Genomic DNA, 23,418 nt, shown 5'->3' on the forward strand with positions numbered 1-23,418 from the left:
TTTGTTGCCTTAGCATAGTCGAAACTATTTATAGGTAAATATTTTTTTAAAACCGACATAAAAAATAAGCCCGAATTAACGGGCTTATTGTTCTAGATCAAGTTTCTCATGGATATGAGATCAATATCAACCTATAGAGGCTTGATATAACAGCTTAAATATTAAGCGTTACCTTTTACTTTCATGTTCAGCGTTTGAGCAAAGTTTAGCATTCTGTCCAAAGGCTTTAGGGCATCTAGGCGAAGGATCTCATCGACAAAAATCTCATGCTGTTGAGGCTCAATATTTTCTAATGCACTCTCGATAGCCTTTAGGCCGTTCATCGCCATCCAAGGACAGTGTGCACAGCTCTTACAAGTTGCGCCGTTGCCACCAGTTGGTGCAGCAATCAGGTTCTTATCAGGTGCTGCTTGCTGCATCTTATAGAAGATACCTTTGTCTGTCGCCACGATAAACGTATCGTTATCCATGGTTTGTGCCGCTTTGATGAGCTGACTCGTTGAGCCTACGGCATCGGCAAGTTCGACCACACTCGCTGGCGACTCTGGGTGGACCAGTACTGCTGCATTAGGGTGTAGCTTCTTCAATTCGCGTAACGCTTTAGCTTGAAACTCATCGTGGACGATACATTCACCCTGCCACATCAACATATCTGCGCCAGTTTGCTTAGCGATATAACTACCTAAGTGACGATCCGGTCCCCAGATTATTTTCTTACCTTCGCTGTCTAGGTGCTCAACAATTTCTAGGGCGATACTTGATGTAACAACCCAGTCTGCTCTCGCTTTTACCGCTGCAGACGTATTGGCATAAACGACAACGGTATGATCTGGATGCGCATCACAAAACTCACTGAATGTCTCGATAGGACAACCTAGGTCGAGAGAGCAAGTGGCCTCAAGCGTTGGCATTAGGATGGTTTTTTCTGGGCTAAGAATTTTAGCGGTTTCACCCATAAACTTAACGCCTGCGACGATTAAGGTTTTTGCACTATGGTCTCGACCAAAGCGCGCCATCTCCAACGAATCTGATACACAACCACCCGTTTCTTCAGCCAGCGCCTGGATCTCAGGATCGGTATAATAATGGGCCACAAGCACGGCATCTTTTTCTTTTAAAAGCTGCTTAATTTTTGCTTTAGATTCAGCTTTCTCTAGATCGGACAAAGGAACGGGTTTTGGCGGAAAGGGATATTCAATATTCTCGATACTTGGTACAAACGCGCTCATAATACAACCAAAGGGCAATAACAGATTAGCGGAATTATACGGAATAGTTCACAAATTTAAAACTCCTATAGCTACTGCCCATAAAAAAAGGCGCCAATCTAGCGCCTTTTTAAGTCTTGTATTAGGTATTACTGCATCGCTAATAACATCTCTTGCGGTTGTTCTAGATAAAGCTTCCAAAGGTTACAGAAACGAGCGATGGTGCCGCCATCAATAACTCGATGATCCCCGGACCAGCTCACTTGCATTATTTTCCGAGCTTCCACTTCACCTTTATCATTAAAGCGTGGTAACACCTGTAGTTTGCCAAGCGCCACAATTGCTACTTCTGGTTTATTGATAATCGGTGTTGCAACTGTTCCACCTAATGCGCCGATGTTGGAGATAGAGATACTGCCCCCCTTTAAATCCGCCGGAGACACGCGACCACTGCGAGCCGCATTGGTCAGGCGAGTTATATCAGCTGCGATCTGCAAGATAGATTTATCTTGAACATCCTTTACATTAGGTACTAACAAACCCACCTTAGAGTCCACCGCCATCCCGATATTATGACTCGAAACATAGGTTTGCTCTGTGCAATCCGCATTGACACGGCTGTTCATGTCAGGGAATTTCGACAGTGCCAATGACATGGATTTCATGAAGAAAGGCATCATGGTGAGCTTAAGCTCATCGGTAGAGTATTTCTTCTTCATGCTTTCGCGAAGTGCAACAAGTTCGGTTAAATCAAACTCTTCGCAATAGGTAAAGTGCGGGATTGTCGATACTGATTCGGTCATCATCTTCGCCATCACCGCACGGACGCCCTTAATTGGCTCAACGCGGTCTACCGACGGCTTGTGAGGTAATACCGACTCAGTCGTTTGCTCTGCCGCAGATTCTAAAGAGACAGGTTCAGGAGCCGCAACGGTAACAGTCTTGGCTGGACCAGCGTGATAACGCTCTACGTCTTCCTTATAAACACGGCCATTTTTCCCCGAACCGGAAACTTTCGAGATATCAATATCCAATGAACGAGCCAAACGGCGTACCGCTGGACTTGCTAACGCTTTACCTTGTGGCACGCTTTCAGAAATTATTGGCGCAGATTCTACGTTCGCAGCTTTAGCCGAGACTTGTGCAGGCTCCCCAGCTTCACCGGCAACTTCAATAGCAAACAGTGGTGCATGCACCTTAGCCAACTGTCCTTTGCGGACATGAAGTTTGACTATTTTGCCGTTTTTAATTGCTGGGATCTGAACAAGTGCCTTATCTGTCATGACATCGGCGATGGGCTGATCCTCGACAACTGTGTCACCTTCAGCGACCAGCCATTCAACCAACTCACATTCGACAATGCCTTCGCCAATATCCGGCAGTAGAAACTCTTCAATTACGCTGCCAGGTGCTGAACTATTGCTTTGCGGCGCTTGCTCATTAGATTCAGGCTCTTTTACTGGGACACTCGCCTCTTGTGTGCCGTCTTCAGCTTCAACATCGACAGAATATAGTGGTGCGTGCACTTTCGCGATGTCGCCTTTGGCGTAATATAGCTTAGTGATCACACCGGCATTAGGTGCTGGAATTTGCACTAATGCTTTATCGGTCATGACATCGGCGATAGGTTGATCTTCGACAACACTATCGCCTTCTTGCACTAACCATTCAACCAGCTCACATTCGACGACGCCTTCGCCGATATCCGGAAGGATAAAATCTTTAATCATGGCTGGCTCCTAAAATTTAACCGATGCTTTAATCGCTTCAAACGTCTTTAAGGCGTCTGGCATATATTCTTTCTCGTGGATCAAAGGATACGGCGTATCTAGGCCACATACTCTTGCAATCGGCGACTCAAGGTACAAGAAACACTCTTCTTGTATCGTTGCAGCAATCTCTCCGGCAAAACCACCTGTTAACGGAGCTTCGTGGTTTATCAAAAGACGTCCCGTCTTCTTAACCGACGCGGCAACCGTCTCAACATCCCATGGTGAAAGTGTTCTCAAATCGATAATTTCACAAGAGATCCCTTTCTTAGCTGCCATATCGGCAGCATTTTCTAGGATCTCCATCTGAGCGCCCCAACCTAATAGGGTGATATCGGTGCCCTGCTTAACGACTTCAGCCTTGCCTAACTCGATAACATGTTCGCCTTCGGGAACTTCGCCAACCGATGCGCGGTATAAGCGTTTAGGCTCAAAAAAGATCACCGGGTTTTTATCGCGAATCGAGGCGATAAGTAGGCCTTTCGCTTGCTCTGGGTTTCTAGGCACAACGACCTTAAGACCAGGCGTCTGGGTAAAATAGGCCTCTGGCGACTGAGAGTGATAATGACCACCCGCAATCCCACCTCCATAAGGCGTTCTGAAAGTCAGACCGCCGACATTAAATTCATTACCACTACGGTAACGGAACTTAGCGCTCTCATTGACGATTTGATCGATAGCCGGGAAGATATAATCAGCAAACTGAATTTCAGCAACGGCCGTCATGCCATTAGATGCTAAACCATTGGCAAAACCGGCGATCCCCTGTTCGGTCAACGGAGTGTTGAAACAACGCTCACGACCAAACTTTTCTTGTAGACCTGATGTCGCTCTAAATACTCCGCCAAAATGTCCGACATCTTCGCCAAACACCATCATTTTCTTATCCGCTTCCATTTCCGAGCTTAGGGCTTGGTTAATGGCTTGCAACATATTCATTTGAGCCACGGCTTATATTCTCCCTGCGCTTTTTGGGTAGGATTCTGGATATTTCTTAACGTGATCTTTCAGATCCGCCAGTTGCTTTTTCAGAATTGGCGTTGGTGTATCGTAAACATCTTCAATAATGTAATCGATATGAGGCGTTGGAACTTTCTCTGCAACTTTTAGCTCAGATAACACCTCTTCGCGATACTTAACGTAAAGATCGGCATCTTTTTGCTCATTCATCCAACCTTTATTGATCATCCAAAGTTTAAAGCGCTTAACAGGATCATGTTGTTGCCATTTTGCTTCTTCATCTTTAGAGCGGTAACCCGATGGATCGTCCGAAGATGAATGTGCGCCTAAGCGATAAGTCATGGCTTCAATGAGCACTGGCGCGTTGTGTTCTAGTGCATACGCCCTTGCCTGCTGTGTTGCAGCAAGTACTGCCAACATATCATTGCCGTCAACGCGGATGGTATGCATGCCGTAGCCTACACCGCGACTCGCGATGCCATTACCTTTAAACTGCTCATCAGTTGGCGTTGAGATAGCGTAACCATTGTTACGGCAGAAGAAGATAACAGGAGAACTGAGTACTGCCGCCATATTAAGACCTGCATGGAAGTCGCCTTCTGATGCAGCCCCCTCACCAAAATAGCAGATAGCGATATTGCGTTTGCCTTGCATTTTAAGGCTATAGCCAACGCCTGTTGCTTGAGGGATCTGAGTGGCGAGCGGCGATGAAATAGTCTGATAGTTAAGCGCTTCACTGCCGTAATGGATAGGCATCTGACGGCCCTTGCCAAAATCTTTTTCATTACTGAACATCTGGTTCATAAACTGTTCAGTAGTAAAGCCGCGGTATCTAAGTGCTGCATGCTCACGATACTGAGCTAAAATCACATCCCCTTCTTCAAGGGCTGCTGTACTGCCAACAATTGACGCTTCTTCGCCAGTACAGGTCATATAGAAACTAATTCGCCCCTGACGCTGCGCACCCAACATACGTTCGTCTAAGACACGGGTAAACACGCAGGTATCATGAATTTTAGCTGCTAGCGTTTCATCGATAACCGGTAATACTGCTTCTTCGTAAGCAGTACCGTCCGCTTGTAGAATTTTCAAAATTGGGATCGCTAGTGAGTCTTTATCTAAAAAGCTCACGCGATGGACTGTTTCAGCATTCGTTGTTGCGTTGCTCATAATGTGCTCTTGTTATTTATGGTGCTGCTAAACGACAAATTCAGCACCTATCTATTTTAATACGCGGGAAGAACATTACGTTAACGTAAACTAACTCTCAATACTTCCCATCATTGAAACGATAACTTAGCATCTGTGTGCATGTATATATTGGTTTACATGCACAGTTATTCAGTTTGAATTTAGTCCAAATTACTCTCATCGGCTGACTTTAAGCACAAAACAGTCCGCTGCCCTACGGGCACCTTAGCATTTGGGAATACAATGGATTCAAACTCATGCTCTACTTTCACCGCTTCACCACCCTCTTTCGCCAAGGTGTAACCTTTTGGAAAAGCGGTGAAGTTTTCAACATCGTTAGCAAAAGTAAATTCAAAGTCGTCGTATCGCTTGTTTACCGAGCGGCAAACTTGGTAGAGGTTTAAACGATTCATATCAAAGGCTGGCAGTTGCAGCGATTGACCACTCATCAATAGCGTTAACATCTCTTTCATCGCAATAAAGCGGGTCATATCATTTTGTCCCATAGGGAACACCTTACCGAGTTCGATGGTAAAGGCATCGGCATGGTAATTTTCAGAAGAGAAGTAACTAAAGGTTGTTGTGGGTTCGTGGTGGAATAGAATGGTATTTACGCCGCAGGACTCAAGAAACATAATCTGCTCTTTACTGTATTTACGACTACCTCTGTAGGGATAAATAGCAAACTTTTCATGCTTAGAGCCCCGTATTGCAGTATGCAAGTCGTAATGCATTCTATGACGCTCGCCAGACACGGCACTGAAAAACTTATCGACATACTGCTCAAGCTTTTTCGCTCTTACTCGCTCTGGATTACAGAGCCCGTCACCGAGTGAATGGGCGCCATTGAATAATCGATTAAGGTTTTCATCAATAAAGCGGGTTCCGTTATGAATAGCCGGTGGGTTACCAATGAGAAACAGCACCCTTTGTTTAAGCTCTATTTGTTCACCAAGCAGTTGAGTCATAAGATCATTACATAGCTCAATTGGTGCGGTCTCATTACCGTGGACGGCACAGGATAAGACGATATCCTTAGTGTGCGTTACCCCGATAGGCTCAAACATAATCACACCAGTATCCCAAACCTCTACATGGATTCGATTAGCGAGATCAAACGCAAAACTTTCTGGTAAACATTGCGGGTGCGCCAAGGTTAGCGCTAAAAAGTCCTTAGACTGTTTCAATTCGTGAAACACAAACTACTCCTTATTATCGATGTCAGCTTTATTTTGGCAGAAATTACAATTACCACGGGGAGTTGTAACACCTAGCGCCGCTAATTCTTGCTCGATAGTAGCATATTTGACTCATGTATCTCGTGTCCTTTTTAGCCTGCACTGTACAACAAACAAGCAGCCATGCATTTTTTACTTGCGTAACGGAAAAAAATAAAACAAGATAAAGCCATCTAGCCGTCCAAATGGCTATTTATTTTTATTAACCCTTAAGGAGACAGCAATGGCATTAGCAACATTCGGCGCAGGATGTTTTTGGGGAGTTGAATACTTCTTTAGAAAAGTTGAAGGTGTCATTGACTGTACGTGTGGTTATATGGGCGGAAAAGATTGTTACAGCAGTTATAATGAGGTCAAAACTGGCACCACTGGACATGCTGAAGTTGTTCAAGTTGAGTACGATGCAGAAAAGGTCTCTTTCGAACAGTTGCTACAAGTGTTCTGGCAAAATCACAACCCTACCACCTTAAACCAGCAAGGTGGCGATATAGGCAGTCAGTATCGCAGCACTGTTTTCTTTCATGATAAACAACAGAAGTTAGAAGCTGAAGCGAGTAAGCTTGCGTTGATAAAAAGTGCTAAATGGGGCAGTAGACAGATAGTAACTGAAATTGTGCCTTGCCAGAAGTTCCATCCGGCCGAGGCCTACCACCAAGATTATTTAACGAAAAACAATTTACCAAGTTGTCATATCAGCTATTAATCCCATTATCTAAAGTCTCGGCAATAGAAAAGGCACCCTAAGGTGCCTTTTCTAATTAAACGTTATTACTTACGTCATAATGACTATTTGAGTGCTTCAGCGACAATGCGCTGCGCTTCCTCTAATAATAGCTGCAGATGTTCTTGGTTAACGAAACTCTCACCATAAAGCTTAAACAGTGCTTCCGTTCCTGATGGTCGCGCAGCAAACCATCCATTAGCCGTTACAACCTTAATGCCGCCAATTGGGGCGTTGTTACCCGGTGCGTGAGTGAGTTTTTGCAAGATCTCATCGCCCGCAAGGCGCTTAGCTGTAATCATCTCTGGCTTAATATTAGCGAACTTAGCCTTATCCTCGAGACTCACAGGGCTGTCTATACGCTGATAGAAGCTTTCACCAAACTGGGCTTCAAGCTCTTGGTATCGCTGCTGTGGGGCTTTACCGGTAACGGCAAAAATTTCGGCTGCCAATAAACAAAGGATAAATCCATCTTTATCAGTACACCAAGTGCTGCCATCACGCCTTAAAAACGCTGCTCCAGCACTCTCCTCACCACCGAAGGCAAAGTCACAGTTAGCAAGCCCATCTACAAACCATTTAAAGCCAACAGGCACCTCTGACATACGCTTGTTATGCATCTGGCAAACTTTATCGATCATCGCACTGGAAACAAGAGTTTTACCAATCACCATCTCCTCGGTCCACTCTGGACGATGTGTCACCAAATAGTCGATCGCGACAGCAAGGAAATGGTTAGGATTCATCAAACCGCTTCCTGGGCAGACGATTCCGTGACGATCAAAATCAGGATCATTACCCAAGCAGAGATCATAGTTATCTTTATGCGCTAATAATCCAGCCATCGCATAGGGCGATGAACAGTCCATACGGATCTTGCCGTCTTTATCTAGTGGCATGAAGCTAAAACTTGGATCGACCTTATCGTTCAGCAGCGTAATATCGATGCCATAATGTTCAGCGATAGGTTGCCAATAGTGAACGCCGGAACCACCAAGTGGGTCGACGCCTAGACGAATGTTAGACTTGGCAATTGCCTCCATATCGATAACATTGTGCAGATCTTCCACATAAGGCGTAATTAAGTCTTGCTCTAGCACGTACTGGCTTGCTAATGCATGAGCATAACTGACGCGCTTAACGCCATCTAACTGATTGGCTAAGTATTGGTTAGCTCTGTTTTCCACCCAAGTAGTGATCTCACCTTCAGCTGGGCCGCCGTGAGGTGGATTGTATTTAATCCCGCCATCCTGAGGCGGATTATGGGACGGAGTGACAATCAGGCCATCGACTAGAGCGTCAGCTGTTTTTTTGCCTAAATTAGCCCTGATAATGGCATGAGACACGACAGGAGTCGGCGTATAGCCATCATTTTGATGGACAACAACGCAGATTTCATTTGCCACAAGTACTTCAATAACCGACATCGCGGCAGGCTGAGACAAAGCATGAGTGTCAATCCCGAGGATCAGTTGACCGGTGATGTTTGCACTTTTACGGTAATCGGCTACCGCTTGTGAAATGGCTAATATATGCGCTTCATTAAAACTTTTACTTGTAGCACAGCCCCGGTGCCCGGATGTGCCAAATGTCACCCTTTGTGCTGCATCGGCTTCATTGGGGGATAAACGGTAATATAGGCTGACGAGTTTGGGTATGTTGACCAAATCCGTTTGCTCTGCAATCAATCCAGCTCTCTTGTGTAACGCCAAGTCCCCTCTCCTACATTTCTCTATCGCCTAACAACTCTTTTATTAGGTCGACGGGTGGCGCGGGCCTTTAGGGTTGCGCCACTTGCTTCAATTAAATCTTTGCGATTAGCTGTTCAATTTGCTCTTCGCTGGTACCAAACTGAGTTAACACTTCAGACAATATGGTGCGCTTCTTTGCAGTATTATTGTTAGTCGTTACCCAAAAACCGCTCTTACCGATCTCTTTCGGATTGGCCGATTTACTCGCCTTTAACAACGCTTCTTTTGAAGTCGCAAAATATAAGCGGTCGCGACCTTGAATTTGCAAAACTTGTTCAAATTGTGTGGTCGACGCCTGATAGACCGTATCGAGAATAAATAGAAAACGCCCAACAGCCCCCTTCTGAGCCGCAAGCAGTTCTAGATCGAGCACACTTAAAAAATCAGAAACGGGCTCCGCTTTAACAGGCTTAACCTTTTCCAGTTTGGGCGCAGATTGATCTAGGCTTGGATGACTTATCTCTTCGGGTTCTTCTTGTACCACTGAATCAACTCTTAGTCCCAATATACGGCGCAAAATATCCGAAGCGCTCTCACCAATATGTTCAGTCTTACTGGCGATGTGTCGATAAAGCTCTTCATCAACTTCGATATATTTCATAACAGTTATCTTCCTTAAGTAGAAAAGCGGATCGGTGTTCTTAAATACGATCGGATCGCATTGCTATCCCGAATTATCAGCTCAGTGTAGCGAGGTTTAGAGTCTTGATAAAGCGCCAATAAATGAAAACTGCGATCAAAGGTTGAAAGAGACCATTTACTAAGCCGTATATGTATAAAAAACCATCACGGCATAGGTGTTTTTTAGTGCAATCTTGGATTTTGACAAAAACCTAGGCACAATCAGCGCCACCTAAGTACAACCAACGGTAGCAAAATGTATTACGTCAAAAGCGGTCAAGGTCCTGTCGTCATTCTGATCCATGGTTTATTTGGCGATCTTGATAATCTCAAGGCCTTAGGCAAAGCCCTCGAAGACAGCTTTACGGTAGTCAGGGTTGATGTACTCAATCACGGCGCGAGTCCTTCTGTTGCCAAGATGGATTACCGCTCCCTTGCGAGTAGCATTGCGGAGTTGATCGAACAATTGCCAGAAAAAGAGGCCATAATCGTTGGTCACTCAATGGGCGGTAAGATCGCGATGGCAACGGCGCTTTGTTACCCTAAGCTGGTTAGTAAGCTAGTGGTCGCAGACATTGCACCTGTAGCCTACCAGAGCCGACACGATAGCGTCTTTGCGGCATTAGAGTCTATGCCGCTAGCAGAGATCAAGGATCGCCGCCAGGCACTCGCTCATATGAAGTCTTGCAATATCGATGATGGCACCGCACAGTTTCTATTGAAGTCCCTCACTCGAGCTGAGCAGGGTTTTTCCTGGAAGATGAACCTTTCGGGACTCAAGGCAAGTTACGCCAACATCATAGATTGGCCTACATTTCCTCAGCCTTACCAAGGTCCCTGTTTATTTATTCGCGGTGGTGACTCAGATTATGTTACCGCCGAACACAGACAAGCCATTATGACGCAGTTCCCAAAGGTCAAAGCAAAAACCATTGAGGGTTCAGGACATTGGCTACATGCGCAAAAACCTGCCATTTTCAACCGAATAGTTAAAGAATTTATTACCAACAACTAAGACACAACAAAGGGAATTTTCCCGATACAAAGGTGTAAAGCATATAGCCGCTCGAAAACTTATATGGTATATTCGCGCAACTTTTTTTAGCCTAGAAAGGAATGGCGAATGTTAATGCAATATATGGAGCAGATTGAAGCACTCGGCTTAAACCTGTTTTTTGCAGCCATTTTCTTTTTTATTGGTATGGCCATTAGAGATGTACTCAAACAAGGCAATGTGCCTACGTTTGGACGAAACATCGTTTGGCTTGTTTTATTTCTCGGCTGCGCCGGGTTTATTGCAAAAGGGATTATACAGATGACCTGGGAAAGCTCAGGTATCGGGTAAATACGAACTCAATGGCAAAAGAAACATCAGATAGAACCACCATTGATCTGTTCGCAACAGAAAAGCGACGTGGTCGGCCTCGCAGCAATCCATTGCCTCGAGACCAACAGCTCAAAATCAATAAAAGAAACCAAATTCAGCGTGACCGTGCGAACGGATTAAAACGAATAGAGTTAAAGGTGTCACAAGATTTATACGACGCCTTGAATGAACAAGCTTTGGCCAGTAATATCAGCCGCAGCCAACTAATCGAATCTATACTGCAAAAGCTGGTTAGTAACTAAACCACTTTCAAAACACGCATACCATTAATAGTTAACTAGATATTAAAGGAACAACAATGGCAACAGTAGGTCTTTTTTTCGGGTCTGATACAGGCAACACCGAAGCCGTCGCCAAAATGATCCAGAAGAAACTGGGTAAAAAAATGGTTGAGGTAAAAGATATTGCCAAAAGTACCAAGGAACAGATTGCAGATTACGATCTGCTTATTTTCGGCATTCCAACTTGGTATTATGGCGAAGCACAATGTGATTGGGATGATTTCTTCCCAGAACTTGAGCAGATCAACTTTGAAGATAAGTTAGTCGCAATCTTTGGTTGTGGTGACCAGGAAGATTACGCTGAGTATTTCCTTGACGCGATGGGCATGGTGAACGAAATCGTTGAAGCTCGTGGCGCTGTAGTGATCGGTCACTGGCCTACCGAAGGCTATGACTTTGAAGAATCTAAAGGATTAGCAGACGACAAGCATTTTGTTGGTCTAGGTATTGATGAAGACCGTCAACCTGAACTAACTGAAGCGCGCGTAGATGCGTGGGTTAAACAGATCTACGAAGAGATGTGTCTAGCAGAGCTAGAAGACTAACGAATCGCGATATAAAGCCCATTTTTGCTTTATCGCATTTCTGTAAAAGCGGCATATTTTTATGCCGCTTTTTTGTCTCATTAACAAAGCGAGTCAATCGTCTATTTAACCGCCTCATATTGAGCTGATACTGTGAGTTTTTGTAACATGGCAAGTGAAAAAGCCCCTGAACGTTGGGATATCTTTTGTGCAGTCGTTGATAATTATGGTGATATTGGCGTTACCTGGCGACTCGCAAAACAATTGTCTGCAGAGCAATCCATTGCTATCACTCTATGGGTCGATGATTTAAATAGCTTCTCACATATACTACCTGCATTAGATCCTAATCTCCTTAGCCAGGTTCATTTTGGTGTCACCATCAATCAATGGTCAGAGCCATTAGCCGTCGCTTATCAAGCTGGTAATGTGCTTATTGAAGCATTTGCCTGTGAATTACCCGAACAAGTAAAAAACCAGTTAATCGTAATGCAGCAGGCATTCAAACTCAATTCACACGCAGCAAAGCCACCTTTGTGGCTCAATCTTGAATATCTCAGCGCAGAGTCTTGGGTTGAGGGATGCCATGGTCTCCCCTCTATGCAACCCAGTGGCCTAAAGAAGTACTTCTACTTCCCAGGGTTTACGGCTAAAACTGGTGGGCTGATTTGTGAGAAGACGCTGTTTGAAAAGCGTGATGCTTGGCAGCGAGAACCACAAAATCGCCTAGATCTGTTTGCCAGCCTTGGACTTAGCGGCATCGAAAGCGGCGACAAAGTTATCAGCGTTTTTAGCTATGAATCGAGTGCGTTGCTAGCACTTTGTCAAACATGGCAAAATAGTGAACAAACTATTCATGCCTTGTTCCCAAAGGGCCGTAGCCTTAATAGCTTACAATCGATACTGCCCTGCTCTGTTGACACACTCACGGCAGGAATGCAGATTAAGCTTGGCAATTTGGTCATCCATATTTTGCCAATGACTGATCAAGAGGGCTACGATAAGTTACTTTGGAGCTGTGATTTTAATATTGTGCGCGGTGAAGATTCATTTTTAAGGGCCCAATGGGCTGCAAAACCCTTCATTTGGCACATATATGCTCAAGAAGACGACTATCATCTAATAAAATTAGATGCCTTTATGCAGCTTTACTGTAATAATCTGCCGCCAGCATTAGCGAAAAGCTGGAAAGCGTTAAATCTTGCCTTTAACAAAGAACAGCAAGAGCTAACGACTAGCCATTGGCAAAAACTAAATTTAATCGATTTGCCACTATTGCACCACGCAAAACAGTGGCCAATTGATGCGATAAATGATGTAGATCTTGTTTCTCGACTAGTTCAATTCGTCAAAAATAGCTAAGATACTACGTTTAAATAGAAAAACCTAAAATAGGAAATTGTGTAATGAAAACTGCTCATGAACTCCGTCCTGGTAACGTGATCATGTTAGATGGCAGCCCATGGGTTGTTCAAAAAACTGAAACAACTCGTTCAGGCCGTAACGCTGCAATCGTTAAATTAAAACTTAAGCACGTTCTACAAGATTCTACTACTGAAAGCACCTTTAAAGGTGAAGACAAGATGGAAGATATCATTCTAGAGCGTCTAGACTGTACTTATTCATACTACGCTGATCCTATGTATGTATTCATGGATGCAGAATACAACCAGTATGATGTTGAAGCTGAAAACCTAGGTGATGCTGCTGCATATATCGTTGACGGTATGGAAGAGAACTGCCAAGTAACTTTCTACGAAGGCAAAGCAATTTCAGTAGAACTACCAACTTCAGTTGTTCGTGAAGTAACTTACACTGAGCCTTCAGCTCGTGGCGATACTTCAGGTAAAGTAATGAAGCCTGCTACTATCACTGGCGGTGGTACGCTAAGTGTTGCTGACTTCGTTAAGACTGGCGATATGATCGAAATCGATACTCGCACAAACGAATTCAAGAAGCGCGTTTAAGTTTTTAAACCGCCTTATCAAGCCAGCGTTAACGCTGGCTTTTTTATTGCCGTATTAGTAATGCCTTAAAAAAGCGATCTTGTTAGCAAAAAAGCGATTTAGACTTAAATAGTGCCAATATAAGAATCGCAATACTAACAACTATCTACCCAGCCACTAACAGCATAAACCCCTAAAACATGGGTCCGCACCGAACCTTATCGGTATGATCATCTTCAAAAACCCATCTAATCAGTGAATTAATCCTTTATTTGTCCCATGAATTTCGTTATTGTGCCTGCAACAAAGTTAAAGTCATTTCTGACCTACGTTTTATGCATTTTCGAGGTGTAGATGCGCCCTATTATCAAGTCCAATAAATTAGATTCTGTTTGCTACGACATTCGTGGTCCAGTGCATAAAGAGGCACGCCGACTCGAAGATGAAGGTCACAGGATCCTTAAGCTAAATATCGGTAACCCAGCGCCTTTTGGATTTGAAGCTCCGGAAGAGATCGTCCGTGACGTTATTCTAAACTTACCCAGTGCACAGGGCTATTGTGAATCTAAAGGCCTGTTCTCGGCGCGTAAAGCCATCGTACAGCACTATCAGTCTCAAGGCATTTTTGGTGTCGATATTGAGGACATCTATGTTGGTAACGGGGTTTCCGAACTCATCGTTATGGCGATGCAGGGCTTATTAAACAGTGGCGACGAGATCCTCGTCCCTTCTCCTGACTATCCATTATGGACCGCAGCTGTTCACCTGTCTGGTGGCAAGGCGCAGCATTATCGCTGTGATGAAGAATCTGACTGGTTCCCTGATCTGGAAGATATTAAAAGTAAGATCACTCCAAGAACCCGCGGTATCGTGCTAATTAACCCGAATAACCCAACGGGCGCCGTATACTCAAAAGAGCTGATCCTAGAAGTTATCGAACTGTGCCGTCAAAACGATTTGATTCTGTTCGCCGATGAGATCTACGACCGAATTCTATATGATGAGGCGGTACATATTCCGGCGGCGAGTCTATCTGATGATATTCTAACGGTGACTTTTAATGGTCTATCTAAAGTTTACCGTGCTGCAGGATTCCGCGTGGGTTGGATGATGCTTACCGGAAACCTTAAAGCAGCGAAGAGTTACGTCGAAGGCTTAGATATGCTGGCCTCTATGCGACTATGTGCAAACGTGCCAAGTCAGCATGCGATTCAAACAGCGTTAGGTGGCTACCAGAGTATTCACGAATTAGTTCAGCCAGGTGGACGCCTGCGTGCACAGCGTGATGCCTGTGTTGAGATGCTTAACTCTATTCCAGGTGTGAGTGTAAAGACGCCAAAAGGCGCACTATATGCCTTTGCTAAGCTAGATCAAAAGAAATTTAACCTACGCGATGATGAACGCTTAGTATTGGACCTGTTAAAAGATAGAAAGATCCTGCTCGTTCAAGGCTCAGCGTTTAACTACCCAGAACCCGATCATGTGCGTGTCGTGTTCCTGCCTTACAAAGAAGAGCTGACCAAAGCACTCTCTGAATTCGGTGACTTCTTAGATACCTACAAACAGTAGTACTGCTGCTAACTAATTCATTAGGTTATTATTTATAATTGCTTAAAAGATAAAAACGACCTTCGGGTCGTTTTTTTGTAGGACTTCTATGCTAATCTGAATGGGTTCAACTCCTAACACCACAAGGAATGCTATGAGCCACTTGTTTGCCCACCTAGCAAGAATGAAATTAATTCAACGCTGGCCTCTCATGTACAATGTTCGCACTGAAAATGTTCAAGAACATTCGCTGCAAGTCTCCATGGTTGCGCATGCACTAGCCTTGATTAGCAACAAAAAATTTCAAGGCAACTTTGATCCTTATCAAGCTGCAACCATCGCCATCTTTCATGACGCAAGTGAAATCCTAACGGGCGATCTCCCAACCCCGGTCAAGTACTTCAACAAAGAGATAGAAGCCGAATACAAGAAAATTGAAGCGATCGCCGAGCAACGTCTACTCGAAATGGTGCCAGAAGAGTTTAAAGAAGATTATCAAGCGCTACTGACTAGCGAGTATGCCGATAGTGAATACAAGGCATTGGTAAAATCAGCTGATACGCTCTGTGCCTACCTCAAGTGTTTAGAAGAGAAACGTGCTGGCAATACCGAATTTAATACCGCGCAAAAACGGCTAGAACAAAGTTTAAAGAACGACCCTAATCCTGCAGTCAATTATTTCATCGAATGCTTTATTCCAAGCTTTACCCTAGATCTAGACGATATCAATAAACTGCTATAGGCGATAAAGGAGCGGTTATGCCTCATCAAGTTTGGAATGAAAGACGTCACGGCGAAGATAAACACAGGCGCAACGACCATCGCAGTCCCTACCAGCGAGATCGAGCGCGCATACTCCATTCCGCCGCATTCAGGCGCTTACAGGCTAAGACTCAGGTGCTAGGCGTGGGTATGAATGATTTTTATCGCACCCGGCTTACTCACTCTCTTGAAGTATCACAAATTGGCACAGGGATCACCGCACAACTCAAGCAAAAGCAGCCTCAATTCAGCCATTTGATTGAGTCAATGAGCCTTATCGAAGCCTTGTGTCTAGCCCACGATATTGGCCATCCCCCTTTCGGCCATGGCGGTGAAGTGGCACTCAATTATATGATGCGTGCCCACGGTGGCTTCGAGGGAAACGGTCAAACCTTTCGCATATTAACTCGGCTTGAACCCTATACCGAACACTACGGCATGAATCTCTGTCGTCGTACGCTATTGGGAATTTTGAAGTACCCTGCACTCCATTCTCAACTATACAGATCTGAACCTAGCGCGACGGTCGAAGATTTTAGGCAATTGAAGCCGTCAAAGTGGCCGCCCGTAAAAGGCATTTTTGATGACGACAGTGAGATCTTAGCATGGGTATTAGACCCTCTTTCTGAGCGAGATAGACAACAGTTTCTATCGAGTCATACAACTAAAGAGCTAAAACATAAGCGCACTCGCTATAAATCTCTAGATTGTTCTATCATGGAACTCGCCGATGATATCGCCTATGCGGTTCATGATTTAGAAGATGCCATAGTGATGGGTATTGTCAGTGAACAGCAATGGCTATGCGATGTATCTAAGCCGCTTTGCAATAGTCAGGATCCATGGCTCAAAAAAGAGTTTGCCACCATCAGCCAGCGGTTATTCTCTTCAAAGCATCATGAACGTAAAGACGCAATTGGTACCCTAGTGAATGGCTTCGTTACCGCAATTTCAATTATTGAAGTTGAGGGCTTCGATGAGCCTTTATTAAAGTACAACGCCGCATTGGAAACTGCCTTTGCTGACGCCCTCAGTATATTAAAAAAGTTTGTCTATAAATATGTTATCCGGAAGCCCGAAATCCAGATGCTTGAATATAAGGGTCAACAGATAGTGATGGAGCTATTTGAGGCGTTTATCTCCGATCCAGAAAGGCTGCTACCTCTTAATACTCAAGAGCGGTGGCTCGCAAGTGAACGCTTAGGTGAAAACAGTCACAGAGTGATTGCCGATTATATCTCGGGCATGACAGATGGGTTTGCTGCAAGACTACACCAGCACCTATTTAGCGCGAAAACCCACTCCATGATGGACTTTAACGGTGATTTCTAAGCGAGCAAGGTAAAGCAACTAAAAAAACAAAGGCACCAATCGGTGCCTTTGTTTTACTCGTACTGTCGTTGCCAGCTCTTTAGACATGCTTCTATTCGGCTTTAGCTCAGCCTGATAGTTGTCTTTCAGTTAGCCTGGATAAAAACCTTTCACGCCCGCCGCAATCACTTCGATACCGATCGATAGCATTATCAGACCCATTAAACGGGTGATCACGTTAATCCCGGTATTACCTAATATTTTAAAAATGATGGGTGCCATTCTAAATAATAAAAAGCTCAACACACCAAACACGACAACGGCGAGTGACATGCCGAAAAGATCTTGTAGGCTACCATGCTCAGCAGAGGAGACGATAACCGAACTGATCGCGCCGGGACCTGCCATTAATGGCAGAGCCAAAGGCACAACAGCCACAGAGTCCATGGCAGAAGCTTCACGTCCCTCTTCCTTATTGCGCTTAACTTCACCTAATTTACCTTGAAGCATCGACATGGCGATAATAGCAATAAGGGTACCGCCGGCAATTCTGAAGGCTGAAAGTGAAATGCTAAACAGGTTGAGAATATGCTGGCCTGCAAATATCGTCACCAACAAAATTACCACAACGGCAAAGTTGGCAACTTTAGCCGTTTGATTTCTTTCTGCTTCAGTCTGGTGGCTAGTTAAGCTAACAAAAACCGGTAACAAACCAAAAGGATTTATTATCGCAACTAAGCCGAGAAAAAATTTAACGTAGAGTGTTAAATCCACCGTTGTATCCTCAACGCGCCCAAGGCGTTATCTGTTCATAAAATGTGGCGCTACTCTAACTCATGGCCCTAAAAACAAAAAATGAGATTTTCTATCCTAAATCACAACTTTGAACAATATTTTATATTTAATCGAGAAAGCAACGGCTGATAAAAACCTTAAAAGTGTCACTATTCTGGTTATAAAATTACATTAGACCGTTAAGTTGCGGGCTTCGTCACAGCAAACAGCCCTAATTGAGTGTAATTTTTCTTCATCAAAAGGATTTTAGAGCACCAGAGAATGTTTAGCCAAATACGGTTTGGCTAAATTTTTTCAGGATTGCGACTATGACAGTATCAAATGAGCAAGAACTCAATCTCCTAGTGGAAAGAGTACGCACAGCGCAGCAGACGTTTGCGAACTACTCTCAGGAACAAGTCGATAATATTTTTAGAGCAGCAGCCCTTGCCGCTGCCGACGCGCGGATCTCGCTAGCCAAGATGGCTGCAGCCGAGACCCAGATGGGCGTGATTGAAGATAAGGTGATTAAAAATCACTTTGCCTCTGAATATATTTACAACAAATATAAAGATGAGAAGACCTGTGGGATCCTCTCAGAAGATACCACCTTCGGTACCATCACCATTGCAGAGCCCGTCGGGATCATCTGCGGTATTGTGCCTACAACCAACCCAACCTCTACCGCCATTTTTAAGGCGCTTATTAGCCTTAAGACCCGTAACGGCATCATATTTTCACCTCACCCGCGCGCCAAAACCTCTACCACGACCGCTGCTCGTCTGGTCTTAGAGGCCGCCGTCGCCGCTGGAGCGCCGAAAGACATTATTGGCTGGATCGACGAGCCATCGGTTGCACTGTCAAACCAACTAATGACCCACAAAGATATCAATCTTATTCTTGCAACGGGTGGACCGGGAATGGTCAAAGCCGCCTACTCTTCAGGAAAACCCGCAATTGGTGTGGGAGCAGGCAATACCCCGATCGTTATCGATGAAACAGCCGATATTAAACGCGCGGTGAGTTCGATATTGATGTCTAAAACCTTCGACAACGGAGTGGTATGCGCGTCAGAACAAGCCGTTATTATTGTTGATGATGTTTACGATACGGTTAAAGAGCGATTCATCAGTCACGGTGGTTACGTACTTAACCAAGACGAAACTGAAGCGATGCAGAGCGTTATCCTAAAAAATGGTGGACTCAATGCCGAGATCGTTGGTCAAAGCGCCGCCAATATCGCCAAGATGGCAGGAATAGATGTTCACCCCACGACTAAAGTCCTAATTGGTGAAGTGGCTGATATTGATGAAGCGGAAGCTTTCGCTCATGAAAAGCTCTCACCGCTACTGGCTATGTATCGTGCAAGCGACTTTGAAGACGCGGTAGATAAGGCAGAAGCCCTCGTTGCACTGGGCGGTATTGGCCATACATCGGGATTATATACCGACCAAGATACTCAAACAGAGCGAGTAAAGGCTTTCGGTTTCAGAATGAAAACCGCGCGTATTCTTATCAATACTCCCGCATCTCAAGGTGGCATAGGCGATCTCTACAACTTTAAGCTTGCTCCATCATTGACCTTAGGTTGCGGTTCTTGGGGCGGCAACTCCATTTCAGAAAACGTGGGTCCGAGTCACTTAATCAACAAGAAAATGGTCGCAAAGAGGGCTGAGAACATGTTGTGGCATAAACTACCGTCTTCAATATACTTCCGCCGTGGTAGTTTACCCATAGCACTAGAAGAACTAAGCGACAAGAAACGTGCACTTATCGTTACAGACAAGTATCTATTTAATAACGGGTATTGCGATGAAACCATTAAGATCCTAAAGAGCCAAGGCCTAGAAACTGAAGTCTTCTATGAGGTCGAAGCCGATCCTACTATGCAGATTGTTAAGCAAGGTGCTCGAGTCGCTCAAAGCTTTCAACCGGATGTGATAATCGCATTAGGCGGTGGCTCACCAATGGATGCTGCCAAAATCATTTGGGTTATGTATGAGCACCCCGATGTCGACTTTGCCGATCTAGCGCTTCGCTTTATGGATATTAGAAAGCGTATCTACAAGTTCCCAAAACTTGGCAAGAAAGCCAAGATGGTTGCGATCCCAACCACCTCGGGGACAGGTTCTGAGGTCACACCGTTTGCGGTCGTAACAGATGAGCAAACAGGGATGAAATACCCCATTGCCGATTATGAGTTAACGCCTAATATGGCCATCGTTGACCCCAATTTAGTGATGGACATGCCAAAATCACTAACTGCCTTCGGAGGCATAGATGCGGTAACTCATGCTTTAGAAGCTTATGTGAGTGTGATGGCTAACGAATATAGTGATGGTCAAGCGCTACAAGCACTAGACTTACTGTTTAAGCACCTTCCCGATGCTTACGTTCACGGCGCCAATGCGCCAATAGCACGCGAAAAAGTTCATAATGGAGCCACCATTGCGGGGATCGCATTTGCCAATGCCTTCCTAGGTATTTGTCATTCAATGGCGCACAAACTCGGCGCAGAGTTCCATTTAGCACATGGATTGGCGAACGCGTTACTTATCAGTAATGTGATCCGCTTTAACGCAACGGATATGCCAACTAAACAGGCTGCATTTAGCCAGTACGATAGACCGAAGGCACTTTGTCGATATGCAAAGATTGCTGAATATTTAAAACTTGAAGGCGCCACAGGCGAAGGCAAAAACGATGCGGAAAAAGTCGAGGCACTGCTTAAAAAAATTGATGAGCTCAAGGAGACGATTGGCATTCCATGCTCGATCCAAGCAGCCGGTGTCAACGAAGCCGACTTCCTCGCAAAACTAGATGAGCTAGCCGAGGACGCATTTGACGATCAATGCACTGGCGCTAACCCAAGATACCCATTAATTGCTGAGTTAAAACAGATCTTGCTAGCCAGTTACTACGGCACTGACTACAGTGATCAATAATCACATTTGTTGATTAAAAAAGCCCTAACCATATCCTATGGTTAGGGCTTTTTATTATCTCTTTACTTAGGTGGCATTACGCCTGCAGCTTTGCTTGTTTACGATAAGCGTGTAGCAAAGGCTCGGTATAACCCGATGGCTGCTCCTCTCCTTTAAAGATCAGATCGCAAGCGGCTGTAAACGCGACACCGTCAAAACTTGGTGCCATCTTAATATAAGCGCTATCGGCTTCATTTTGCTTATCGACGACCCGCGCCATCTTCTTCAGTGAGGCCATCACCTCCTCTTTCGTACACACACCATGGTGTAACCAGTTCGCGAGGTATTGTGATGAGATTCGAAGCGTTGCCCTGTCTTCCATTAAACCAACATTATTAATATCAGGCACTTTTGAGCAACCAACGCCTTGGTCAATCCAGCGAACCACGTAACCTAAAATGCCTTGAGCGTTATTATCTAGCTCAAAACTCTTTTGCTCCGGCGTGAGGGGTTCATTATCTTGCATCAGCGGAATGGTAAGCAGATCATCTAAGCTCGCACGCTTACGCTGTTTCAACTGATTTTGCACTTGGACAACATCGATATGATGATAGTGAGTCGCATGCAAAACGGCGCCATTAGGTGATGGAACCCAAGCAGTATTCGCTCCAGCTTGTGGGTGACCAGCCTTTTGCTCTAACATCGCCGCCATCTCATCTGGCATAGGCCACATGCCTTTACCTATCTGGGCGCGTCCTTGTAAACCACACTCAAGACCGATATCTACATTCCAATCTTCATAGGCTTTGATCCACGCTTGCTGTTTCATCACCGACTTAGGCACAAACGGGCCGGCAAGCATGGAGGTATGGATTTCATCGCCAGTCCGGTCTAAGAAGCCGGTATTAATAAATACCACTCGCTCCTGAGCCGCTCGAATACATTCTTTTAGGTTAACAGTAGTGCGACGCTCTTCATCCATGATCCCCACTTTAATCGTATTTCGTGAGAGTTTTAACGCATCTTCTATCCGTGTAAACAACTCACAGGTAAACTGAACCTCCTCGGGACCATGCATCTTCGGCTTAACGATATTGACCGAGCCTTTGCGGCTGTTACTCCGGTTGTTATTATTGCCTTGAAGATCATGCAGCGCCGCAAATACCGTCACCATACCATCGAGGATCCCCTCTGGTACTTCATCACCATGTTTATCCAATACCGCATCATTAGTCATCAGGTGACCCACGTTACGCACAAACAGCAGGCTACGACCCGGTAGCGTGACATCTTGCCCCGAGGCTCCGGTGTATACCCTGTCATTGTTTAGCTCACGCACCATAGCTTTGCCGTTTTTATTCAGTGTTGCAGTGAGTTTGCCCTGCATTAACCCTAGCCAGTTACGGTAAACCTCGACTTTGTCTTCGGCATCTACGGCCGCCACCGAGTCTTCGCAATCCATAATGGTTGTGACTGCGGCTTCAAGGAGTAAGTCTTTCACCCCCGCCAAATCCGTCTGGCCGATAGGACTGCTACTGTCGATTTGGATCTCTATATGTAAACCATTATTAACTAACAATACCGCCGCAGGGGTTTGTGCTTCACCATTAAATCCGACAAACTTATTCGGCTCGGCCAATGTCGTCTTGTCGCCATTGGCTAACTTTGCATATAAGGTGCCAGAATCTACATAGTATTGAGTCACTTGACTGTGCAAGCCTGATGCTAACGGCGCAGCACTATCTAGAAGGTTTTTAGCAAAAGTGATGACCTTGGCACCGCGCATGGGATTATATGTTTTAGTTAACTCGGCGCCTTCGCTTTGGGGTATTGCATCGGTACCATACAGCGCGTCATATAGACTTCCCCAACGAGCATTGGCCGCATTTAAGGCGAAACGGGCATTTTTAACGGGTACAACTAATTGAGGCCCTGCTTGGGTAGCAATTTCACTATCAACATTCTCAGTCGAAATGGTAAAAGGCTCACCTTCTTTAACTAAATATCCGATATCGATTAAAAACTGTTTATATTCACTCGGCACAAAGGTTTGCTTTTTGTTGCCTTTATGCCACTCGTCTATCTGTCTCTGCAGTTGCTCGCGCTTTTGTAAAAGTTTGCGATTGAGCGGACTGAGTTCATTGACTATCTCTTCAAACTTGGTCCAGAAGATCTGTGAGCTTATGCCGGTACCCGGACTGATCTCGCTGTCTACCAGCTCCCAAAGTGATTTTTCGATTTGTAAACCACCGACTCTGATCCGTGAAGTCATAATATGCCCTTATTCGTGTTTTCCATCAGTTTTAGCCACCGGCGTAACGACTCGATTAACTGCTAGCGTTAGCCATCAATTATCCATTTTCAGTAATGACACCTATCTATATTGACTAGCCTATACCAAGTGCTACTTATTTATGAAATTTATACCCTTTATTACCACTATTCACCAAACTAATTGCCTAGATCTATTTTGGCGTAAAAAATCATCACAATTGAAATAGA

20 protein-coding genes are annotated in these 23,418 nt (G+C 44.8%); 11 read left to right on the forward strand and 9 right to left on the reverse strand.

What is annotated here, in order from left to right:
- Nucleotides 1-161: 161 nt before the first annotated feature.
- The 5 genes from nadA to astE form a co-directional block, all read right to left on the reverse strand.
- The gene (gene nadA, locus L1D44_RS17345) at nt 162-1,229 is read right to left on the reverse strand and encodes a quinolinate synthase NadA (protein ID WP_239892579.1); all 1,068 of its coding nucleotides are present in this window, start codon (nt 1,227-1,229) and stop codon (nt 162-164) included.
- A 128-nt stretch (nt 1,230-1,357) separates the two neighbouring features.
- Complete coding sequence (locus L1D44_RS17350; RefSeq protein ID WP_239892580.1) at nt 1,358-2,938, reverse strand: dihydrolipoyllysine-residue acetyltransferase; 1,581 nt, start codon at nt 2,936-2,938, stop codon at nt 1,358-1,360.
- A 9-nt stretch (nt 2,939-2,947) separates the two neighbouring features.
- On the reverse strand, nt 2,948-3,925 hold the full coding sequence (locus L1D44_RS17355) for a transketolase C-terminal domain-containing protein (protein ID WP_239892581.1): 978 nt from the start codon (nt 3,923-3,925) through the stop codon (nt 2,948-2,950).
- Nucleotides 3,926-3,928: 3 nt separating this feature from the next.
- On the reverse strand, nt 3,929-5,107 hold the full coding sequence (locus L1D44_RS17360; protein WP_239892582.1) for a thiamine pyrophosphate-dependent dehydrogenase E1 component subunit alpha: 1,179 nt from the start codon (nt 5,105-5,107) through the stop codon (nt 3,929-3,931).
- 182 nt (nt 5,108-5,289) lie between these two features.
- On the reverse strand, nt 5,290-6,327 hold the full coding sequence (gene astE, locus L1D44_RS17365) for a succinylglutamate desuccinylase (RefSeq protein ID WP_239892583.1): 1,038 nt from the start codon (nt 6,325-6,327) through the stop codon (nt 5,290-5,292).
- Between the two features lie 262 nt (nt 6,328-6,589).
- Between astE and msrA the strand changes: the two genes are divergently transcribed.
- Nucleotides 6,590-7,069 (forward strand): peptide-methionine (S)-S-oxide reductase MsrA, encoded by a 480-nt coding sequence (msrA, locus tag L1D44_RS17370; RefSeq protein WP_239892584.1) that lies wholly within the window; start codon nt 6,590-6,592, stop codon nt 7,067-7,069.
- Nucleotides 7,070-7,152: 83 nt separating this feature from the next.
- Here msrA and pgm read toward each other — a convergent pair whose 3' ends face one another.
- On the reverse strand, nt 7,153-8,799 hold the full coding sequence (gene pgm, locus L1D44_RS17375; RefSeq protein WP_239892585.1) for a phosphoglucomutase (alpha-D-glucose-1,6-bisphosphate-dependent): 1,647 nt from the start codon (nt 8,797-8,799) through the stop codon (nt 7,153-7,155).
- Nucleotides 8,800-8,890: 91 nt separating this feature from the next.
- A complete protein-coding gene (seqA, locus tag L1D44_RS17380) occupies nt 8,891-9,439 on the reverse strand; it encodes a replication initiation negative regulator SeqA (RefSeq protein WP_239892586.1) in 549 nt (182 codons plus the stop codon).
- Nucleotides 9,440-9,715: 276 nt separating this feature from the next.
- On the opposite strand from seqA, the gene L1D44_RS17385 reads away from it, so the two are divergent.
- The 9 genes from L1D44_RS17385 (at nt 9,716) to L1D44_RS17425 (ending at nt 17,239) form a co-directional block, all read left to right on the forward strand.
- Nucleotides 9,716-10,474 (forward strand): alpha/beta fold hydrolase, encoded by a 759-nt coding sequence (locus tag L1D44_RS17385; RefSeq protein ID WP_239892587.1) that lies wholly within the window; start codon nt 9,716-9,718, stop codon nt 10,472-10,474.
- A gap of 108 nt (nt 10,475-10,582) precedes the next feature.
- Nucleotides 10,583-10,804 carry a DUF2788 domain-containing protein gene (locus L1D44_RS17390; protein ID WP_012277330.1) on the forward strand — a complete coding sequence of 74 codons (222 nt, stop codon included), beginning with the start codon at nt 10,583-10,585 and terminating at the stop codon, nt 10,802-10,804.
- A gap of 11 nt (nt 10,805-10,815) precedes the next feature.
- Nucleotides 10,816-11,088 carry a LexA regulated protein gene (gene ybfE / locus L1D44_RS17395; RefSeq protein WP_012155288.1) on the forward strand — a complete coding sequence of 91 codons (273 nt, stop codon included), beginning with the start codon at nt 10,816-10,818 and terminating at the stop codon, nt 11,086-11,088.
- 56 nt (nt 11,089-11,144) lie between these two features.
- Nucleotides 11,145-11,672, forward strand: coding sequence for a flavodoxin FldA (gene fldA, locus L1D44_RS17400; protein WP_220769896.1), 528 nt, complete (start codon nt 11,145-11,147; stop codon nt 11,670-11,672).
- 147 nt (nt 11,673-11,819) lie between these two features.
- A complete protein-coding gene (gene earP / locus L1D44_RS17405) occupies nt 11,820-13,013 on the forward strand; it encodes an elongation factor P maturation arginine rhamnosyltransferase EarP (RefSeq protein ID WP_239892588.1) in 1,194 nt (397 codons plus the stop codon).
- 44 nt (nt 13,014-13,057) lie between these two features.
- The gene (gene efp, locus L1D44_RS17410; protein ID WP_202722126.1) at nt 13,058-13,618 is read left to right on the forward strand and encodes an elongation factor P; all 561 of its coding nucleotides are present in this window, start codon (nt 13,058-13,060) and stop codon (nt 13,616-13,618) included.
- 333 nt (nt 13,619-13,951) lie between these two features.
- Nucleotides 13,952-15,166, forward strand: coding sequence for a pyridoxal phosphate-dependent aminotransferase (locus L1D44_RS17415; protein ID WP_239892589.1), 1,215 nt, complete (start codon nt 13,952-13,954; stop codon nt 15,164-15,166).
- Nucleotides 15,167-15,299: 133 nt separating this feature from the next.
- On the forward strand, nt 15,300-15,887 hold the full coding sequence (yfbR, locus tag L1D44_RS17420; protein ID WP_220769899.1) for a 5'-deoxynucleotidase: 588 nt from the start codon (nt 15,300-15,302) through the stop codon (nt 15,885-15,887).
- A gap of 17 nt (nt 15,888-15,904) precedes the next feature.
- Nucleotides 15,905-17,239: an anti-phage deoxyguanosine triphosphatase gene (locus tag L1D44_RS17425; RefSeq protein WP_239892590.1), complete on the forward strand. Its 1,335-nt coding sequence runs from the start codon at nt 15,905-15,907 to the stop codon at nt 17,237-17,239.
- Nucleotides 17,240-17,368: 129 nt separating this feature from the next.
- On the opposite strand, the gene L1D44_RS17430 is transcribed toward L1D44_RS17425, so the two are convergent.
- Nucleotides 17,369-17,992, reverse strand: a complete 624-nt coding sequence (locus L1D44_RS17430; RefSeq protein WP_239892591.1) for a YchE family NAAT transporter — start codon at nt 17,990-17,992, stop codon at nt 17,369-17,371.
- Between the two features lie 329 nt (nt 17,993-18,321).
- On the opposite strand from L1D44_RS17430, the gene adhE reads away from it, so the two are divergent.
- Nucleotides 18,322-20,937: a bifunctional acetaldehyde-CoA/alcohol dehydrogenase gene (gene adhE, locus L1D44_RS17435; RefSeq protein ID WP_239892592.1), complete on the forward strand. Its 2,616-nt coding sequence runs from the start codon at nt 18,322-18,324 to the stop codon at nt 20,935-20,937.
- A 76-nt stretch (nt 20,938-21,013) separates the two neighbouring features.
- Here the strand turns inward: adhE and L1D44_RS17440 are convergent, their stop codons facing one another.
- On the reverse strand, nt 21,014-23,188 hold the full coding sequence (locus L1D44_RS17440; protein WP_239892593.1) for a malate synthase G: 2,175 nt from the start codon (nt 23,186-23,188) through the stop codon (nt 21,014-21,016).
- Between the last annotated feature and the right edge of the window lie 230 nt (nt 23,189-23,418).

Source organism: Shewanella sp. Isolate13, from assembly GCF_022398325.1.
In the GTDB taxonomy this organism is placed as follows: Bacteria; Pseudomonadota; Gammaproteobacteria; order Enterobacterales; family Shewanellaceae; genus Shewanella.

Coding starts and splice junctions, on each gene's coding strand:
- nadA (WP_239892579.1), bottom strand. CDS start 1,229: ATGAGCGCGTTTGTACCAAGTATCGAGAATATTGAATATCCCTTTCCG.
- L1D44_RS17350 (WP_239892580.1), bottom strand. CDS start 2,938: ATGATTAAAGATTTTATCCTTCCGGATATCGGCGAAGGCGTCGTCGAA.
- L1D44_RS17360 (WP_239892582.1), bottom strand. CDS start 5,107: ATGAGCAACGCAACAACGAATGCTGAAACAGTCCATCGCGTGAGCTTT.
- msrA (WP_239892584.1), top strand. CDS start 6,590: ATGGCATTAGCAACATTCGGCGCAGGATGTTTTTGGGGAGTTGAATAC.
- seqA (WP_239892586.1), bottom strand. CDS start 9,439: ATGAAATATATCGAAGTTGATGAAGAGCTTTATCGACACATCGCCAGT.
- L1D44_RS17385 (WP_239892587.1), top strand. CDS start 9,716: ATGTATTACGTCAAAAGCGGTCAAGGTCCTGTCGTCATTCTGATCCAT.
- L1D44_RS17390 (WP_012277330.1), top strand. CDS start 10,583: ATGTTAATGCAATATATGGAGCAGATTGAAGCACTCGGCTTAAACCTG.
- ybfE (WP_012155288.1), top strand. CDS start 10,816: ATGGCAAAAGAAACATCAGATAGAACCACCATTGATCTGTTCGCAACA.
- fldA (WP_220769896.1), top strand. CDS start 11,145: ATGGCAACAGTAGGTCTTTTTTTCGGGTCTGATACAGGCAACACCGAA.
- earP (WP_239892588.1), top strand. CDS start 11,820: ATGGCAAGTGAAAAAGCCCCTGAACGTTGGGATATCTTTTGTGCAGTC.
- efp (WP_202722126.1), top strand. CDS start 13,058: ATGAAAACTGCTCATGAACTCCGTCCTGGTAACGTGATCATGTTAGAT.
- L1D44_RS17415 (WP_239892589.1), top strand. CDS start 13,952: ATGCGCCCTATTATCAAGTCCAATAAATTAGATTCTGTTTGCTACGAC.
- yfbR (WP_220769899.1), top strand. CDS start 15,300: ATGAGCCACTTGTTTGCCCACCTAGCAAGAATGAAATTAATTCAACGC.
- L1D44_RS17425 (WP_239892590.1), top strand. CDS start 15,905: ATGCCTCATCAAGTTTGGAATGAAAGACGTCACGGCGAAGATAAACAC.
- adhE (WP_239892592.1), top strand. CDS start 18,322: ATGACAGTATCAAATGAGCAAGAACTCAATCTCCTAGTGGAAAGAGTA.
- L1D44_RS17440 (WP_239892593.1), bottom strand. CDS start 23,188: ATGACTTCACGGATCAGAGTCGGTGGTTTACAAATCGAAAAATCACTT.